This window comes from Actinoplanes oblitus (genome assembly GCF_030252345.1).
Classification (GTDB): domain Bacteria; phylum Actinomycetota; class Actinomycetes; order Mycobacteriales; family Micromonosporaceae; genus Actinoplanes; species Actinoplanes oblitus.
In genome coordinates this window covers 7,808,768-7,824,765 of record NZ_CP126980.1, presented here as the reverse complement: position 1 = coordinate 7,824,765, position 15,998 = coordinate 7,808,768, and the positions used below count along the sequence as shown (strand labels likewise).

The following is a 15,998-nucleotide window of genomic DNA, read 5'->3' as shown; positions in this document are numbered from 1 at the left end:
TCGTCATCTCAGCCCTCCTTGCGGGTGCGCGGGTCGAGGAACAGGTAGGCCACGTCGGCGAGCAGGTTCGCGACCAGCACCGAGATCGTGATGATCAGGAAGATGCCCTGCATCAGCGGGTAGTCCTGGGCGCCCAGCGCCTGGAAGAGCTGGAAGCCGATGCCCGGGTAGGAGAAGACGATCTCCACGAGCAGCGTGCCGCCGACGATGAAGCCGAGCGAGAGCGCGAAACCGGAGACGTTCGGCAGCAGCGCGTTGCGCGCCGCGTAACTCATCGCCACCCGGCGGTCGGAGAGTCCCTTGGCGTGCGCGACGGTGATGTAGTCCTCACTGGACACTGTCACCATCATGTTGCGCATGCTGAGGATCCAGCCGCTGACCGAGGAGATCAGGATGGTCAGCGCGGGCAGCAGGCTGTGCCGGATCGCGCTCGGGATGAAGTACTGGTCGAACGCCGGCACCAGGCCGTTGTCGAAGCCGCCGGACGACGGGAAGAAGCTGTCCGGGCCGGTGAGCAGGTAGATCGCGATGATGCCGAGCCAGAAGTAGGGCACCGAGGAGAGGAACGTGGTGACCGGCAGCAGGCCGTCGGCCCAGGAGCCGCGCCGCCAGCCGGCCAGCACGCCCAGCCCGGTGCCGAGGAAGAAGCTGATGATCGTGGTGATGCCGACCAGCAGCAGGGTCCACGGCAGGCTCTTGGTGAGGATCTCGGAGACCGGCGTCGGGAAGAAGGTGAACGACAGGCCCAGGTCGCCGTGGAACAGCTGGCCCCAGTAGTCCAGGTACTCCTGCCAGAGGCTCTTGTTCTTGTCGAGTCCGAACAGGACGTACAGCGAGTCGACCGCCTGGCTGCTGATCTGACCCTGGTACTTGGTGATCAGCGACTGCACCGGATCGCCGGGGACCAGACGCGGGATGAAGAAGTTCAGGGTGATCGCGGCCCACGCGGTGAACAGGTAGAAGGCGATCCGCTGGAGCAGGTACTTCACTTGGCCACCTCTTCGCGGTCGTACAGCCAGCAGGCGGCCCAGTGACCGGGCGCGTCGCCGATCTCCAGGGGCACCGGCAGCTCGGTGCGGCAGCGCTCCATCGCGACCGGGCAGCGCGGGTGGAACCGGCAGCCGGTGGGCGGGTGGATCAGGCTCGGCGGCTCGCCGTTCCCGGCGTCCGCGCCGCCGGCATCGGCCGCGCCCGCGAGCCGGTCCGGGTCCGGCGCGGAATCGATCAGGAGCCTGGTGTACGGGTGAGCCGGCGACTGGGTCAGCGTCTCGCTGTCGCCGCCCTCCACCATCCGGCCGGCGTACATGACCATCGTCTCGTCCGCGAAGTACCGTGCCGACGCGATGTCGTGGGTGATGTAGAGGATCGCCAGGTCCAGCCGGTCGCGCAGGTCGCGCAGCAGGTTCAGCACGCCGAGCCGGATCGACACGTCCAGCATGGACACCGGCTCGTCGGCGAGCAGCGCCTCCGGCTGCGCGCCGAGCGCCCGGGCGATCGCCACCCGCTGCCGCTGGCCGCCGGAGAGCTCGTGCGGGAACTTGTCCAGGTACCGCTCCGGCGGGGTCAGCTGGACCTGTTGCAGCAGGTCGCGCAGCGCCTGCTCGAGGTCGGCCTCGGTGGTCCCGGCGTTGCCGTGGATCTTCAGCGATCGGGTCAGGTGGTACCTGATGGTGTGCGTGGGGTTCAGCGACGCGAACGGGTCCTGGAAGATCATCTGGACCTGGGAGCAGTACCGGCGGAACGCCGAGCCTCCCTTGACCTTGGTCGTCTCGCCGTGCAGCTGGATGTCCCCGCCGGTGCGGGGATACAGCTGGGCGAGCAGCCGGGCGATGGTGCTCTTGCCCGAGCCGGACTCGCCGACCAGGGCCACCACCTTGCCGCGGCGAAGGACCAGGTGCACGTCATCGACGGCGTGAACCACGTCCTTCCGGTTGGAGAAGAGGTCGCGCAGCTTCCGGCGGACGGGGAAGTGCTTGGTCAGGCCGATCGCCTCAAGCACCACCTCGCCGGCCGGCGCTTTCGCGTCGGGGATCGACGTCATGCCGGTGTCCTTTTTCCAGCAGCGAGCAGGGAAGACGGGCGCCCCGGCGAGGACCGGGGCGCCCGTGTCAGGCGATCAGGAGCTGGCGGGCTTGAGGTGCATGATCACGTCGAGCGCGCCGGACTGGGTGGGCTGCGACGGGGCGTACGGGTCCGCGTCCGAGGGCCAGCCGACCCAGTTCTTGGTGCTGTAGGCGCCACCGACGTTGTCGGCGCCGACCGGCAGCATCGGGGCCTGCTCCACGAAGATCTTCTGGAGCGTGGCGAGCGGGGCGGCACGGTCCGCGTCGGTCTTGGCGTTGGCGTACGCCTTCAGCGCGGCGGTCGCCTCCGGGCTCTTGAACCGGCCGAAGTTGCCCTGCTGGGCGGCGGTGCCGATGGGCTTCATCAGATCGCCGTCCATGACGGTCTGGTAGATGTCGAACGGGGTCGAGCCGCCGTTGGTCCAGCGCAGCGCCGCGTCGAAGTCGCCCTTCTGGACGTTGGCGTCCCAGACGTTCTGGTTCGGCTTCTCCACGGTGGCCGCGATGCCGATCTGCGCCAGGTTGCTCTTGATGATCTCGAGGCTGGTCTGGTAGTCCGACCACGGGGCCGGGTCGCTCAGCTTGATGGTGACCGGCTTGCCGCTCTTGTCCTTGAGCGTGGTGCCGTCCAGCGTGTAGCCGGCCTCCTTGAGCAGCGCCTTCGCGCCCTCGACGTCGACCGAGAAGGTCTTGCCCTGGTACGCGTCGGTGATGTACGCGTCACCCGCGCCGTTGGGCAGGCCCGTGACGCTCTTCACCTCGGGGTGGAAGTAGCCGGCCTCGGCCTGGTTGAAGATGTCCGCCCGGTTGATCACCATGTTCATCGCCTGGCGCAGCTTCGGGTCGTCGAACGGCTTGCGGGTGGTGTTGATGTACAGGCCGTGGATGCCCAGCACGCCCGGCGCCCAGACCTTGAAGTGCTCCGGGTCCTTGGCGACGAAGACCTGCTGGTAGTTCGGGATGAAGACGAAGCTCCACTCGGACGCGCCGGTGGCCAGCGCGGTGGTCTGCGCGGCGTTGTCGGTGTACGACGTGTAGCGCAGTTCCTTGATGGCCGGCTTGTCCTGCCAGTAACCGCTCTCCCGGCGCTCGAGCACGATGCCCTGCTGGCTGAACGTCTTCAGGGTGTACGGTCCACTGCCGATCGGCTTCTCGATCGCGTCGGTAGCCGGGTCGGAGATCTTCTCCCAGATGTGCTTCGGCACGATCGGGATCTGGCTGATGATCTTGTGCCACGTGGTGAACTGCGACGACTTGAAGGTGATCTTCACCTTGCTGCCGTCGACGGTGATCTGGTCGAGCGGGATCGCGAAGATGTTCAGCGCCGCGTTCGACTTGATCAGGTTGAACGTGTACGCGACGTCCTCGGCGGTCAGCTTCTCGCCGTCCGACCAGGTGGCGTTGTCGCGGATGGTCACGTCGAGCGAGGTGTAGTCCGGCGCCCAGGTGATCTCACTGGCCAGCCAGGGCTTCGCCTTCTCGGCCGGCTTGACGTTGTTCCACATGCCGAGGGGCTCGTAGATGGTCCAGCGGTAGCCCAGCGAGGCGGCCGCCGAGGTGCCGATGAACGGGTTGTTGTTCTGGGTGACGGTGCCGTTCGGCATGCCGATCGACAGGAAGTCAGCGGCCTTGCTGTTGTTGGCGTTCTTGTTGTCGTTCGGCGAGTCGCCACACGCGGCCAGGCCGCCCGTGACCATCACGCCCGCCAGGGCGGCCGCGAACAGCTTCCTTCTCTGCATCGGAGAATCTCCTCGGATAGCGATTTTTCGGGTGAGAGGGGTGCCCGGAGGCGTGCGGCATCGCGTGACCGGCGGCTGCCGGCCCCGAGGTGCGCCAGGGTGCCCGGCCGGCCCGGTGGCCGGTCGAACGGTGTCCTTCAGGTTCTGGTCGGTGCCTGGCTCTCGTGGTCCGAGCCCGGCTTTCGTCTGGTCTACGCCTGGGTGGAGGCACGCACGGTGAACGTCGCCGGGATCACCGTCGGCCGGTTCGGGAGCGGGGTGCCGTCGAAGTGCGCGAGCAGGGTGCGGGCCGCGGCCTCGCCCATCTCCCGCATCGGCTGGTGCACAGTGGACAACGGCGGCTGGTGGTGACCGGCCATCGGGATGTCGTCGAAGCCGACCACCGCGACGTCCTCCGGCACCCGCCGGCCGCTGTCCAGGATGGCCTGCACGGCGCCGAAGGCGCAGAGGTCGTTGTGACAGAAGACGGCGTCGAAGTCGCGTCCGGCGGCGATCGCCTCCCGTACGCCCTCGACGCCGGCGGCGCGGGTGAAGTCGCCGAGCACCACGTGCTCGGCCGGGATCGGATGGCCCGCCTCGGCGAAGACCGAGGTGAAGCCGTCGGTGCGCTGAACGGTGCAGCCGAACCGGGACGGCCCGGTGATCACGAGCGGTTTGTGGCGCCCGATCTCCAGCAGGTGCCGGGCCGCGTCGGCCGCACCGCTGTGGTTGGTGGTGCCGACGGTCGGGATCTGCTCGCCGGACAGCTGGTCCCGGTCGTCGATCAGCACCATCGGCAGGCCCCGGTGGTGCAGGGTCTTGATGTAGTCGAGGGTGCCCTCCGGCTCGATCACCAGCAGGCCGTCGAACGACTTGGCGGCGACCTGGGCGGCGAACTGCCGCATCGAGTCGTCACCGCGGTTGCAGGTGAACAGGAGCAGGCCGTACTCCTCGGCCTCCAGCACGTCCACCGCACCCTGCAGCACCTCGCCCATCCAGGGCCAGGTCAGCGAGGGCACCAGCATGCCGACCACCCGCGTGCGGCCGCGGGCCAGGTTCACCGCGCGGGCGCTGGGAACGTAGCCGAGCTCGTCGATCACCGCGCGGACCCGCGCCGCCGTCGACTCGTCCAGCTCACCCTTGCCGTTGAGAACCCGGGACACGGTCGTCTTACTGACCTTGGCCCGAGCCGCCACGTCGGCGATGGTGATCGGCACAGCTCCTCCGAGTTATTGTGTCCGGCTGGTTGCTCCGGGGTTCGGAACCGGTTTCGGGACCGGTTTCGGCAGTCAACCGCAGTGAGGGCAGTCACGTCAATGCCCGCGAGATCTATTTAGGTTTCGGTCCGATAACCAGCCGGAACCGGTTTCGTTTACTGCGGCAACAATCGGTATGTATCGGTCCCGGAGGCCAGATTCGGGAGGATCACCCCGAGGGGCGCGTCGATCATCAGATCGGCATAGGGCTCACCGCGGGTGACGCCGCGGTTGACGATCGCCACCCGGACGCCCTGCTTCACCGCGCGCAGCACGAACCGGCGCCCGGACATCACGGTCAGCGAGGAACCCAGGACCAGCAGCGTGCGCGCCCCGGCGACCAGCTCGAACGCCCGGGACACCCGGCCGGCCGGCACCGTCTCGCCGAAATAGACCACGTCCGGCTTGAGCAGCCCGCCGCAGTCCAGGCAGTCGACGACGGTGAACCCGTCCAGCTCCGACTCGGCCAGCTCCACGTCGCCGTCCGCGTTCACCGCCGCGGCGGCCGCGGTGAAGTGCGGGTTCGCCGCCGTCAGCCGGCTCTCCAGTGCCGAACGCGAGCTCAGCGCGCCGCACGCCAGGCAGACGACCCGGGCCAGGTTGCCGTGCAACTCGACCACGTCCCGCGCGCCGGCCGCCTGGTGCAGGCCGTCCACATTCTGCGTGATCACCCCGTGCAGCAGCCCGGCCCGCTGCCAGCGGGCCACCGCCCGGTGCCCGTCGTTGGGCCGGGCCAGACCGATGGTCCGCCAGCCGAGGTGGCTGCGCGCCCAGTAGCGCCGCCGGGCCAGCGGATCGCCGGTGAAGGTCTGGTACGTCATCGGGGTGTTGCGCCGGGCCGAGCCGGACGGGCCGCGGTAGTCCGGGATGCCGGAGTCGGTGGACAGGCCCGCCCCGCTGAGCACCACCACGCCGCCCTCGCCCAGCCAGCCGTCCAGCCGGGCCACCTGCTCCACCACCTCGAGGTCCATGGAGAACATCGTCCCTCGCCCGGGTGACGGGAGGTGACCACCATCCGGTGGCCGTGTCCGGAAGCACCGGTGCGCGTTGCCGTCCGCGCCGGTAGGTTGATCCTGTGACCGCTGTGGCGCAAGAGGCGAACCGACCGTGGGATGGTCGCCGGCTGCTGCGGTTCCTCACCGGCCTCGCCCTGCTGGCCCTGGCCGTCACCCTGCGCCTGCCCGCCACCGCCCCGGCCCCGGCCGCTGAACCGATCCAGCGGGTGGCCGCGGTTGCCACCGTCGCGCCGGCCGAGGAGCAAGCCGCCCAGCAGGCCCGGGAGGAGACCCCGGCCACGCCGGAGCCGGCCCCGCAGCCGATCGGAAAGCCGGTGACCCCGCCGGTCGGGCTCGTCCCGGTCACCGGCGACCCGCGCGCACCACCGGCCCGCTGACGATTCCGCCGCCGGACGCGCCGCCCATGGCCCGTCCCGGATCAACCGTGTAAGCCGGCCTGTCGATTCGTCGTTCCGCTCAACTGGGGGTGTTCCGTGGATTCCGCATTCCTGAGCTCCATCCCGCAAGCCGTCGGTATCTGGCTGATCATCGTGCTGCTCCTCGCCGTCGCCGCGGCCACCGTCTCGGTGCCCCGGATTCTCACCGAGTTGACCCCGGCCGCCACCGAGCGCGAGCGGTACGCCGAGGAGGTGACCATCGCCGCCGGGCGGGCCGCCGGGACGGCGGAGCGCCGGCGCGCCGAGTGGGAGGCGGCGCAGGCGGCGGTGGAGGCGGCCTGGACCGCGTACGAGAAAGCCGATCGGGACGCCAAGCGGATCGCCGCCGCCGGCGCCTACCCGTTGCTGAGCCGCCGGCGCAAGCCGGGCGAGAACGTCGACCGGCAGCGCTACCTGCACCGCGCCGCCACCGCTCGATGCCGTGCCCAGGAGCTGTCGATGGACCAGCTCAACGACGTCCTGGCGCATCGCGGCTGGAATCCCCGGCTGCACCCGGTCCAGCAGGAGTCGGTGCTGGCCCAGGCGGTCCGCGCGCACCGGCTGGCCGACTACTACGCGGCGGTGGAGAAGGAGCGGTCGGCCTGGCGCGGCGCCGAGGCGGCCGCCGAGGCGTTGCGGGCGCTGCGCACCGAGGCGATGGAGGCGCCGCTGCGGGTGGACGTCCCGGAGCCGGCCGACCAGCAGTGGTGGGCCGAGCAATGGACGACCGCCGAATTCCCGGCGGCGGCGTGACGTCCATCCTGGAGCCGTTTGTTCACAAGCGGCCGGTAACAGCGGCCCGGTAACGTTGCCACGGCGGGGCGGCTTGACGTGGCCGCGTCCGGCGGGCACGGCCGACTTGCCGTGACCGCCTCCGGTGGGCACGGCTCGTCGGACCGAGCGGCCGGACGGCGAGGAGGAGATGGTGGCGGTCACACCGGCGGAGCAGGCCCAGGCGGTCCGGATGCACCGGGCGGCCCTGGTCGAGGACGCCGTGCACGAGATCATCGAGCGCAACCTGCGCAACCGGGGCTGGAAGCCGTACATCACGGCCTACACCGGTTACGGCGCACCCGGCTGGGCCCGGGTGATGGGCCGGGTGTTGCTGTCCAGGCCCCGCCCGGCTCGGAAGAAGCGGGAGAAGGTGCGCGGCTGGCGCAGCTTCACCACCACGCCGGTGAGCGGCGCCGTGGTGCGCGTCGAGGTCGGCGGCAGCGTCACCGAGACCCGCACCGACCGCAGCGGTTATGTCGACTGCCGGGTCAAGGGCGACCTCGAGCCGGGCTGGGCCACCGTCCGGCTGCACTGCGAGGGCGCGGCCCCGGCCGACGCCCCGATCCGGGTGATCGATCCGGCTGTCCGGTTCGGCGTGATCTCCGACATCGACGACACCGTGATGGTCACCGCGCTGCCCCGGCCGATGCTCGCCGCGTGGAACACGTTCGTGCTGGACGAGCACGCCCGGATGGCCGTCCCCGGCATGGCGGTCCTTTACGAGCGCCTGGTCAACGCGAACCCGGGCACCCCGGTGATCTACCTCTCCACCGGCGCGTGGAACGTGGCGCCCACCCTGACCCGCTTCCTCAGCCGGCATCTCTACCCGGCCGGCCCGATCCTGCTCACCGACTGGGGACCGACCCCGGACCGCTGGTTCCGCAGCGGCCAGGAGCACAAGCGCAACACGCTGCGCCGGCTGGCCGGCGAGTTCCCGGAGATCAAGTGGCTGCTGGTGGGCGACGACGGCCAGCACGACCAGGAGATCTACTCCGAGTTCGCCCGCGAGCACCCGGACAACGTGGCGGCCGTGGCGATCCGCCGGCTCTCGCCGACCCAGGCGGTGCTGGCCGGCGCCATCCCCGGGCCGACCGAGACGCCCGAGGCGGTGCCGTCCGGCGGCAAGACGTGGTTCGCCGCCCCGGACGGCGCCGGCCTCTGGTCGCTGCTGCGCGACACGGACCTCACCCGATGACGGGTCACTCGGCGGTCTCGGCGGGCGCGGTGGCCTCGGCCACCCGCTTGTGCAGCCGCTCCCGGATCTCGTCGGGGGAGTACGCCCGGCGCTTGCGCTCGGCCCGCGCGATCACCGCCCCGGTCGCCGCCACTCCTGCCAGCCCCGCCAGTCCCGCTATCTTCCACCACCGCATCTGCTGAGAATAGACACGTGGTTGCCGACATCAGCCTCGACGAGGCCATCGACCTGACGCGTACGGGTGACATCTGGATCTTCCGGGGGCGCTCCGGGCCGGATCGTGCCATTCAGACCCTCACCAACAGCCCGGTGAACCATGTCGGGATGTCCCTGGTGATCGAGGACATGCCACCGTTGATGTGGCACGCCGAGCTGGGCAAGTCGTTGCCCGACCTGTGGTCGGGCACCTTCCAGCGCGGCGTCCAGCTGCACGACCTGCGCGACGCGGTCACCGTCTGGGCCCGCCGGTACGGCCAGCGCGGCTGGCTGCGCCAACTCGACCCGGGCGTCACCCGGGTGATGGAGGACAAGGCCCTCAAGACGGTCGCTCGCCTGGACGGCACCCCGTTCCCCTCCACGTCGCAGCTGGCCTGGCGCTGGGTCCGCGGCCGAGTCCCGCAGATCCGTCCCCCGTGGAAGCCGTCGGACAGCGATCCGGCGACCCTGGAACGCGCCTACTGCGCCGAGGTCGTCGCGGTGACCTATGAGGACATGGGCCTGCTGCCGCGCAACCGCAAGGCGAACTGGTACGACCCGGGCCGCTTCTGGTCCGGCGACGAGCTGGAGCTCAGCACGGGCTTCAAGCTCGGCGACGAGATCGCCGTCCGCGTCCCGCAGGCCTGACCGGCTTTCCGGTACGCCCGCGGCGACGCACCGGCGATGCGTGGGAGCCGGTGGGTGACGGGTACCGGTTCGTCGCCCGGTGCGCGGTGGACCGGGTGGCGGCGGGGTGTCCGGGGCCGGCCGGGGGCCGATCCAGCGGACGGTTCAGGTCACCCTGGAGGTGGTGGTCCACCCGGCCCAGTGCCCGGTCTGGTCCGGCCACGCGTGGCGTTGCGCCCGGTGCTGCCCAGTTTCGCGCCCCGTCCGGGTGGGACGGGGCGCGACGGGTCAGCGACCGGCGCGGCGACCGCCCGCGCGAGCCGAGAAGGCGGCCGCGCCACCACCCGTGGACGGACGGGGCTGAGGCGTACCGGAGCGGTTCGTCCGTGATTGCCCGGACCGTGGCGTCGGCGAGCCGGCTTTGTCCGCCGCCCCGCGCCCGGAGCCGGAAGCGGCCCCACGACCCGAGCCGGAAGCAGCCCCACGATCCGCTACCGACGTGGCCCCGCGACCCGCCGGAGCGGCCCCACGGCCAGCGGTCGACGTGGCCCCACGGCCCGCCGCCGGAGCGGCCCCGGCACCGGACGGGCCGCGACCACCCCGCCGCCGCCGGGACGACCCCGCCGACTCGGGAGAGGCCGGCCGCGCCGGTGAGGCGGGCTGCACCGGTGCCGGCGAGACGAAGGTCCGCTCGCCCGGTGCCAGCTCGGCCAGCAGCGCGTCGCCGGGGCGCGCCCGCCGGGTCACCGGCCGGATCCCCGCCTTGCGCGCCAGGTCGCGCACGTCGGCCTGCTGGTCGTCGGTCATCAGCGTGATCACCGTGCCGCGGGCGCCGGCGCGGGCCGTCCGGCCGGACCGGTGCAGGTACGCCTTGTGCTCCACCGGCGGATCGGCGTGCACCACCAGCGTCACGTCGTCCACGTGGATGCCGCGGGCGGCGATGTCGGTGGCCACCAGCGTCTCCGCGCTCCCGTCGGCGAACGCGGACAGGTTCCGGTTCCGCGCGTTCTGCGCCAGGTTGCCGTGCAGCTCGACGGCCGGTACCCCGGCCGCGATCAGTTGCCGGGTCAGCACCTTGGCACGTCGCTTGGTCCGGGTGAAGACCACCGACCGGCCGGGCGCCGCGAGCAGCTCGACGAGCACCGGGAACCGGTCGTCCGGCTGGACGTGCAGCACGTGGTGGTCCATCTCGACGGGCGCCTGGGCGGCCGCGTCCACGTGGTGCGTGACGGGTTTCCGGAGGAACTGCTTGACCAGGACGTCGATGCCGTTGTCCAGGGTCGCCGAGAACAGCAGCCGCTGCCCGCCGGCCGGGGTCTGCCCGAGCAGCCGCCGGACCACCGGCAGGAAGCCCAGGTCGGCCATGTGGTCGGCCTCGTCCAGCACGGTGATCTCGACGGCGTCCAGCGAGGCGTGCCCGTTACGGATGTGGTCGTCGAGCCGTCCCGGGCAGGCGACCAGCACGTCCACGCCCTTGCGGAGCGCGGCGATCTGCGGGTTCGCGCCGACCCCGCCGAAGACGGTGAGGGTGCTCAGGCCCATCGCGGCGGCCAGCGGACGCAGGCTCGCCTCGATCTGAGTGGCCAGCTCCCGGGTGGGCGCCAGGATCAGCGCACGCGGGCGGCCCGCTTTCGGACGCGTCTTGCCGGCGGCCAGGCGGGTGACCACCGGCAGCAGGAACGCGTACGTCTTCCCGGATCCGGTACGCCCACGGCCGAGCAGGTCACGGCCGGCGAGCGAGTCAGGCAGCGTGGCCGCCTGGATCGGGAACGGTGTGGTGATGCCGAGCTCGGCGAGGGCGCCGGACAGAACGGCGGGGACGCCTAGCTCGATGAACGATGTCAAAGGGGGTAACTCTCCGTAGGTCAGTTGGAGGTCAATCCTACCGATCATCCGTGGCAACCACTCTGCACCCGGTATCGAACCGGGTAGCACTCAGCCTCGCAGATCTTTTTCTCAGCGCCGGACACCCTCCCGGCCGGTACTGAGGAGACCCCTGATGAACGGTGAGGCACCTGCCGTCGATCGGCGTGGCGAGGACATCGTGCGAGCGAACATGCCGCTCGTCGGGCACCTGGTGCGTGAGATGCTGGCCCGGGTCCCCGCCCACGTCAACCGCGATGACCTGCTCTCCGCCGGGTACGCCGCGCTGGTCGCCGCCGCCCGCGGTTTCGACGCCGAGCGGGGCGTGCCCTTCCCCCGGTTCGCCGCCGCCCGGGTGCGCGGCGCCCTGCTGGACGAGCTGCGCGGGCTGGACTGGGCGAGCCGCTCGGTCCGCCAGCGGGCCCGCCGGACCGACGCGGCCCGCGAGGAGCTGACCGCCGAGCTCGGCCGCACCCCGAGCGTGCCGGAGCTGGCCGAGCGGCTGGGCTGCACGGTCGAGGACATCGAGCACGCCGCCGACGACGTGCACCGCGCCACGGTGTTCAGCCTGCAGGGCTTCGCCACCGCGACGGCCGACGACCTGGTGACCGAACGCACGCCCGGGCCGGAGGACATGCTGATCCTCCGGGAGCGTCTCGGCTATCTGCGGCACGCGGTGGACGCGCTGCCGGACCGGCTGCGCGTGGTCGTCCAGGGCTACTTCTTCGAGGAGCGCCCGATGGCCGACATCGCCGCGGACCTGGGGGTCAGCGAGTCCCGGGTGTCGCAGCTGCGCGCCGAGGCGCTGGTGCTGCTGCGGGACGGGCTGAACACCCACCTGGACCCGGCGCTCGCCGCGGAGAACCCGCCCAAGGAGGGCTGCGTGGCGCGGCGCCGGGCGGCGTACTACGACCGGATCGCCAGCCGCGGCACGCTGCGCACCCGGCTCGCCCTGACCGGCCCGGACGGGATCCCGGTCGCGGCCTAGAACCATCCCGGTTGGCCGGGGCCCGCCGCGGTTCGCGGCGGGCCCCAAAACCGTTGTCACGAGTTCGCGCAGGTCCCGGCCTTCTTCTGGGCCGCGATCGCCTTGGCCGCGCCGAGCTTGTAGAGCGCCAGCCCCTCGGCCGCCGGCTCCAGTTTCCACGCGTCGTTCTCGTAGACCATGGTGTACGACTGCGCCGCCACCAGCTGCTTCGCGATCACGATGGCCCGGTCGGTGCCCTCCATCCGGGCACTGGTCAGGGTGATCGCCAGCCCCTTGCGGGAGCAGGCCTGGTTGAGCTTGACGTAGTCGTCCTTGCTGATCGACTGCTTGCCGGCGCTGGTGTACATCTCCCAGGCGCCGGCGAAGTCGCCACCGCTGAACCGGTCGAACACGGTCTGCGCGGCGGTCTTCGCCCCATCGAGGGTCTTCGGCTCCGGCCCGCCGGCGGCGGCCGCGGCGGCGTTGCCGGCCGGGGTGTCGTCATCGCCGGAGCAGCCGGCGGTCACGCCGAGAGTGGCGACGGCGGCGAGGGCCAGGACGGCAAGACGGTACGGGTGGTTGTTGTCCATGTCCCGGTTAATCCCGGCACGCCGCCTCGCGTAACGGCCCCGGCGTGTCGTTGACGACTTCCTGACACTCACCGGCGAACCCGTAACCCTCGCCGGGTCGGCTAGTCTGGTCGTTTGCCGTAAACAGTCTGTGCCAACAGAAATGGCAACCATCGAAAATGGTTGCCAGCGGCCGGAATGATAGCACGAAAAGGGGCGATTTTGTCAAGCTCGAACGCCGACATCGATTCTGAGCAGGCGTACTTGACCGCGCTCTACCAGCGGCTCGACCAGCTGCGCGAGCAGGCCGACAGCCGGCTCAAGGCGATCCTGCTGGAGGGTGGCGGCACCCCCCAGGGCCGCACCCAGCGCGAGGCCACTCGCGCCCACTACGCGGAACAGCTCGCCCAGATGAATTCCGTGGAGAACGGGCTGTGTTTCGGCCGGCTCGACTTCGCCGCGGCCAAGGAGCGCTACATCGGCCGGCTCGGCCTGTTCGCCGAGGACCGGGACGAGGATCCGCTGCTGATCGACTGGCGGGCCCCGGCGGCCCGGCCGTTCTACCTCGCCACGGCCGTCAACCCGGACGGGGTCACCCGGCGCCGGCACCTGCGCACCCGGGGCCGGGTGCTGACCGGCATCGACGACGAGGTGCTGGACCTCTCGGCCGGCGACGGCTCCGGGCGCGAGGACGTGACCGGGGAGGCGGCGCTGCTCTCCGCGCTGACCGCGAACCGGACCGGCCGGATGCGCGACATCGTCGAGACCATCCAGGCCGAGCAGGACGAGGTGATCCGGTCCGGGCTGGCCGGGGCGCTGGTGGTGCAGGGCGGCCCGGGGACCGGCAAGACCGCGGTGGCCCTGCACCGGGCGGCCTACCTGCTCTACACGTACCGCCAGCAGCTCACCCGCTCCGGGGTGCTGATCCTCGGGCCGAACACCACGTTCCTGCGCTACATCTCCCAGGTGCTGCCGTCGCTCGCCGAGACCGGTGTGCTGCTGGCCACCCTCGGCGACATGTTCCCGGGCGTGCGGGCCCGGGCCGCCGAGCCGGCCGGGATCGCCGCGCTCAAGGGCGACCTCGACCTGATGCTGCCGGCCCTGGAGAACGCCGTCGCCGACCGGCAGACCGTGCCCGACGACTTCGTCGAGGTGGACCACGACGGCTACCCGCTGCGCATCGACCGCGCGGTCCTCGAGGACGCCCGCGCCGCGGCCCGCAGGTCGGCGAAACCGCACAACGTGGCCCGGGCGATCTTCGTGACCGAGGCGATCCACCAGCTGTCCCTGCAGATCGCCGAGCGGATCGGCGCCGACCCGCTGGGCGGGGACAACCTGCTCTCCGAGGCCGACCTCGCCGAGACCCGCCGGGAGCTGCGCGAGGACGTCGACGTGCAGCGGGTCCTGTTCGAGTTCTGGCCGGTGCTCACTCCCCGGCAGGTGCTGCGCGACCTGCTCACCGACGCCGACCGGCTGGAGTCCGCCGGGCTGCCGGCGTCGTTCCTGCGGGACCGGGCGCACGGCTGGACGCCGGCCGACGTGCCGTTGCTCGACGAGCTGGCCGAGTTGCTCGGGGTCGACGACACGCTGAAGAGGCGGGAGGCGGCCCGGCAGCGTGAGGCGGCCATCGAGTACGCCGAGGGCGTCCTGGAGATCGTCGAGGGCTCCCGTTCGCTGGACTTCGAGGACGTCGAGGAGGAGATCCTCTCCGCCGTCGACGTGGTCGACGCGAGCGCCTTCGTGGAGCGGCACGAGGTGATCGACACCCGGACCGCCGCCGAGCGCGCCGCCGCCGACCGGACCTGGGTCTTCGGGCACGTCATCGTGGACGAGGCGCAGGAGCTGTCGCCGATGGCCTGGCGGCTGCTGATGCGCCGCTGCCCGAGCCGCTCGATGACGGTGGTCGGTGACGTCGCGCAGACCTCGGAGCTGTCCGGCAGCACCACCTGGGACCAGGTCTTCGAGCCCTACGTGGGGCAGCGCTGGCGGCTCGTCGAGCTGAGCGTCAACTATCGCACCCCGGCCGAGGTGATGGCTGTGGCGGCCGACGTCCTGGCCGCCGTCGACCCGCAGCTGAAACCGCCCCGCTCGGTCCGCTCGGCCGGGGTTACCCCGTGGGCCCGGCGGGTGCTCACCGGCACCCTCGCCGAGGAGCTGATCGCCGACGTCCGCAAGGAGGCCGCCGCCGTCGAGCCCGGCCGCGTCGGGGTGCTGGTCCCGGCGGGCCTGGAGTCGTCGCTGGGGGAGGCCCTGGTCGAGGCCGTACCGGGCGCGGCCGTGGGAGAGCAGCCCGACCTGCTCAACCATGTGGTCCTGATGACCGTCCGGCAGGCGAAGGGCCTGGAGTTCGACTCCGTCCTGGTGGTCTGCCCCGACGAGATCGTCGCGGAGAGCCCGCGTGGTCTGTCCGACCTCTACGTCGCCGTCACCCGCGCCACCCAGCGCCTCGGCGTCCTGCACACCGCCCCGCTCCCGGCGGTGCTCGGCTCGCTCGCCTGACCGATCGCGGCCCTGCCTTCCCGGCGGGGCCGCTTTCCTCAGGACCGCCCTTGCGGCGTACGCCGGGGAGCCCCCGCCCCGCGCCGGTCAGGACCCGGCTCGCGTGACGAACACGTTCTCCCGCCCCGGCCGGTCCGGCGCGTCCCGCACCTCCAGCACGGTGAAACCGGCCGCCACCAGCGTGTCCTCGGTCTCCTCCCGCGTCCGGAAACGCAACGTGGAGTCCGAGGTGAGCACCTCGCCGCCGGGGAAGCGGAATTCGTACCGGAACGAGACCAGCGGCAGCCGGACCTCGCCGAGGGTGAACCGCCGCTCCACCGGTCCGACGCCGGGGATCTCCAGCGTGGCCGGGGCCTGGGTGGCGGCCCACTCCTCCCAGGCGCGGAATTCCGGGCGGCGCGCCTCGAAGATCAGGTGGCCGCCGGGGCGCAGCACGCCGCGGATGCCGCGCAGCGCGGCGGTCCAGTCGTCGTCGGCGAGGAAGACCTGAGCGACGTTGCCGGTCATGATCGCCAGGTCGGCGGGTGCCCGTTCGGCCCAGACGTCCGGCAGGCCGGCGGCGCCGGCGTGCAGCCAGGTGATCCGGCCGGCGCCCGGTTTCCGCTCGGCGACGCGGAGCGAGGCCAGGGCCGGGTCGGCACCGATCACCGTGCGGCCGCCGGTGGCCAGCAGGGTGGCCAGGGTCCCGGTGCCGCAGCCGACGTCGAGGACCCGGTCCGGGGCGAACTCGTCGATCAGCGCCAGGTAGGCGGGGAGGTCACCTCGATCGGCGTCGAAATGGTCGTAGAGCGGAGCGAGCCGGGGATCGGCGAAATGCGCGTCGGGCATCCCCGGACCCTA

At 71.6% G+C, this 15,998-nt stretch carries 15 protein-coding genes; 6 read left to right on the top strand and 9 right to left on the bottom strand.

Annotated elements, in window-relative coordinates:
- Window positions 1–8: 8 nt before the first annotated feature.
- The 5 genes from Actob_RS34810 to Actob_RS34790 all read right to left on the bottom strand — a co-directional run bounded on the left by Actob_RS34810 (window position 9) and on the right by Actob_RS34790 (window position 6,017).
- Window positions 9–989 (bottom strand): ABC transporter permease, encoded by a 981-nt coding sequence (locus tag Actob_RS34810; protein ID WP_284916155.1) that lies wholly within the window; start codon window positions 987–989, stop codon window positions 9–11.
- Window positions 986–2,041 (bottom strand): ABC transporter ATP-binding protein, encoded by a 1,056-nt coding sequence (locus Actob_RS34805; RefSeq protein WP_284916154.1) that lies wholly within the window; start codon window positions 2,039–2,041, stop codon window positions 986–988. Before Actob_RS34805 ends, Actob_RS34810 begins: the two co-directional genes overlap by 4 nt.
- 75 nt (window positions 2,042–2,116) lie before the next feature.
- Entirely contained in the window at window positions 2,117–3,802 is a 1,686-nt protein-coding gene (locus Actob_RS34800) for an ABC transporter substrate-binding protein (protein WP_284916153.1), read from the bottom strand.
- A gap of 191 nt (window positions 3,803–3,993) precedes the next feature.
- A complete protein-coding gene (locus Actob_RS34795; RefSeq protein ID WP_284916152.1) occupies window positions 3,994–4,998 on the bottom strand; it encodes a LacI family DNA-binding transcriptional regulator in 1,005 nt (334 codons plus the stop codon).
- Window positions 4,999–5,153: 155 nt separating this feature from the next.
- Window positions 5,154–6,017, bottom strand: coding sequence for an NAD-dependent protein deacetylase (locus tag Actob_RS34790; RefSeq protein WP_407653475.1), 864 nt, complete (start codon window positions 6,015–6,017; stop codon window positions 5,154–5,156).
- 95 nt (window positions 6,018–6,112) lie between these two features.
- Here Actob_RS34790 and Actob_RS34785 point away from each other — a divergent pair, with 95 nt between their 5' ends.
- The 3 genes from Actob_RS34785 (at window position 6,113) to Actob_RS34775 (ending at window position 8,438) form a co-directional block, all read left to right on the top strand.
- Window positions 6,113–6,430 carry a hypothetical protein gene (locus tag Actob_RS34785; RefSeq protein WP_284916149.1) on the top strand — a complete coding sequence of 106 codons (318 nt, stop codon included), beginning with the start codon at window positions 6,113–6,115 and terminating at the stop codon, window positions 6,428–6,430.
- Window positions 6,431–6,526: 96 nt separating this feature from the next.
- Window positions 6,527–7,222, top strand: a complete 696-nt coding sequence (locus Actob_RS34780; protein ID WP_284916147.1) for a hypothetical protein — start codon at window positions 6,527–6,529, stop codon at window positions 7,220–7,222.
- A 169-nt stretch (window positions 7,223–7,391) separates the two neighbouring features.
- The gene (locus Actob_RS34775; protein ID WP_284922441.1) at window positions 7,392–8,438 is read left to right on the top strand and encodes an App1 family protein; all 1,047 of its coding nucleotides are present in this window, start codon (window positions 7,392–7,394) and stop codon (window positions 8,436–8,438) included.
- Window positions 8,439–8,442: 4 nt separating this feature from the next.
- Here Actob_RS34775 and Actob_RS34770 read toward each other — a convergent pair whose 3' ends face one another.
- Window positions 8,443–8,613 (bottom strand): hypothetical protein, encoded by a 171-nt coding sequence (locus Actob_RS34770; RefSeq protein ID WP_284916146.1) that lies wholly within the window; start codon window positions 8,611–8,613, stop codon window positions 8,443–8,445.
- 17 nt (window positions 8,614–8,630) lie between these two features.
- Between Actob_RS34770 and Actob_RS34765 the strand changes: the two genes are divergently transcribed.
- Window positions 8,631–9,281 (top strand): hypothetical protein, encoded by a 651-nt coding sequence (locus tag Actob_RS34765; protein ID WP_284916145.1) that lies wholly within the window; start codon window positions 8,631–8,633, stop codon window positions 9,279–9,281.
- 267 nt (window positions 9,282–9,548) lie between these two features.
- On the opposite strand, the gene Actob_RS34760 is transcribed toward Actob_RS34765, so the two are convergent.
- Entirely contained in the window at window positions 9,549–11,153 is a 1,605-nt protein-coding gene (locus Actob_RS34760) for a DEAD/DEAH box helicase (RefSeq protein WP_284916144.1), read from the bottom strand.
- Between the two features lie 106 nt (window positions 11,154–11,259).
- Here Actob_RS34760 and Actob_RS34755 point away from each other — a divergent pair, with 106 nt between their 5' ends.
- Window positions 11,260–12,111: a sigma-70 family RNA polymerase sigma factor gene (locus Actob_RS34755; protein ID WP_284916143.1), complete on the top strand. Its 852-nt coding sequence runs from the start codon at window positions 11,260–11,262 to the stop codon at window positions 12,109–12,111.
- Between the two features lie 56 nt (window positions 12,112–12,167).
- On the opposite strand, the gene Actob_RS34750 is transcribed toward Actob_RS34755, so the two are convergent.
- Window positions 12,168–12,680: a hypothetical protein gene (locus Actob_RS34750; RefSeq protein ID WP_284916141.1), complete on the bottom strand. Its 513-nt coding sequence runs from the start codon at window positions 12,678–12,680 to the stop codon at window positions 12,168–12,170.
- Between the two features lie 177 nt (window positions 12,681–12,857).
- Here Actob_RS34750 and Actob_RS34745 point away from each other — a divergent pair, with 177 nt between their 5' ends.
- Window positions 12,858–15,158, top strand: a complete 2,301-nt coding sequence (locus Actob_RS34745) for a HelD family protein (RefSeq protein ID WP_284916140.1) — start codon at window positions 12,858–12,860, stop codon at window positions 15,156–15,158.
- A gap of 87 nt (window positions 15,159–15,245) precedes the next feature.
- On the opposite strand, the gene Actob_RS34740 is transcribed toward Actob_RS34745, so the two are convergent.
- Window positions 15,246–15,986 (bottom strand): class I SAM-dependent methyltransferase, encoded by a 741-nt coding sequence (locus tag Actob_RS34740; protein WP_284916139.1) that lies wholly within the window; start codon window positions 15,984–15,986, stop codon window positions 15,246–15,248.
- Window positions 15,987–15,998 lie beyond the last annotated feature (12 nt).

Coding starts and splice junctions, on each gene's coding strand:
- Actob_RS34805 (WP_284916154.1), bottom strand. CDS start 2,041: ATGACGTCGATCCCCGACGCGAAAGCGCCGGCCGGCGAGGTGGTGCTT.
- Actob_RS34800 (WP_284916153.1), bottom strand. CDS start 3,802: ATGCAGAGAAGGAAGCTGTTCGCGGCCGCCCTGGCGGGCGTGATGGTC.
- Actob_RS34790 (WP_407653475.1), bottom strand. CDS start 6,017: ATGTTCTCCATGGACCTCGAGGTGGTGGAGCAGGTGGCCCGGCTGGAC.
- Actob_RS34775 (WP_284922441.1), top strand. CDS start 7,392: ATGGTGGCGGTCACACCGGCGGAGCAGGCCCAGGCGGTCCGGATGCAC.
- Actob_RS34770 (WP_284916146.1), bottom strand. CDS start 8,613: ATGCGGTGGTGGAAGATAGCGGGACTGGCGGGGCTGGCAGGAGTGGCG.
- Actob_RS34760 (WP_284916144.1), bottom strand. CDS start 11,153: ATGATCGGTAGGATTGACCTCCAACTGACCTACGGAGAGTTACCCCCT.
- Actob_RS34755 (WP_284916143.1), top strand. CDS start 11,260: ATGAACGGTGAGGCACCTGCCGTCGATCGGCGTGGCGAGGACATCGTG.
- Actob_RS34750 (WP_284916141.1), bottom strand. CDS start 12,680: ATGGACAACAACCACCCGTACCGTCTTGCCGTCCTGGCCCTCGCCGCC.
- Actob_RS34745 (WP_284916140.1), top strand. CDS start 12,858: ATGATAGCACGAAAAGGGGCGATTTTGTCAAGCTCGAACGCCGACATC.
- Actob_RS34740 (WP_284916139.1), bottom strand. CDS start 15,986: ATGCCCGACGCGCATTTCGCCGATCCCCGGCTCGCTCCGCTCTACGAC.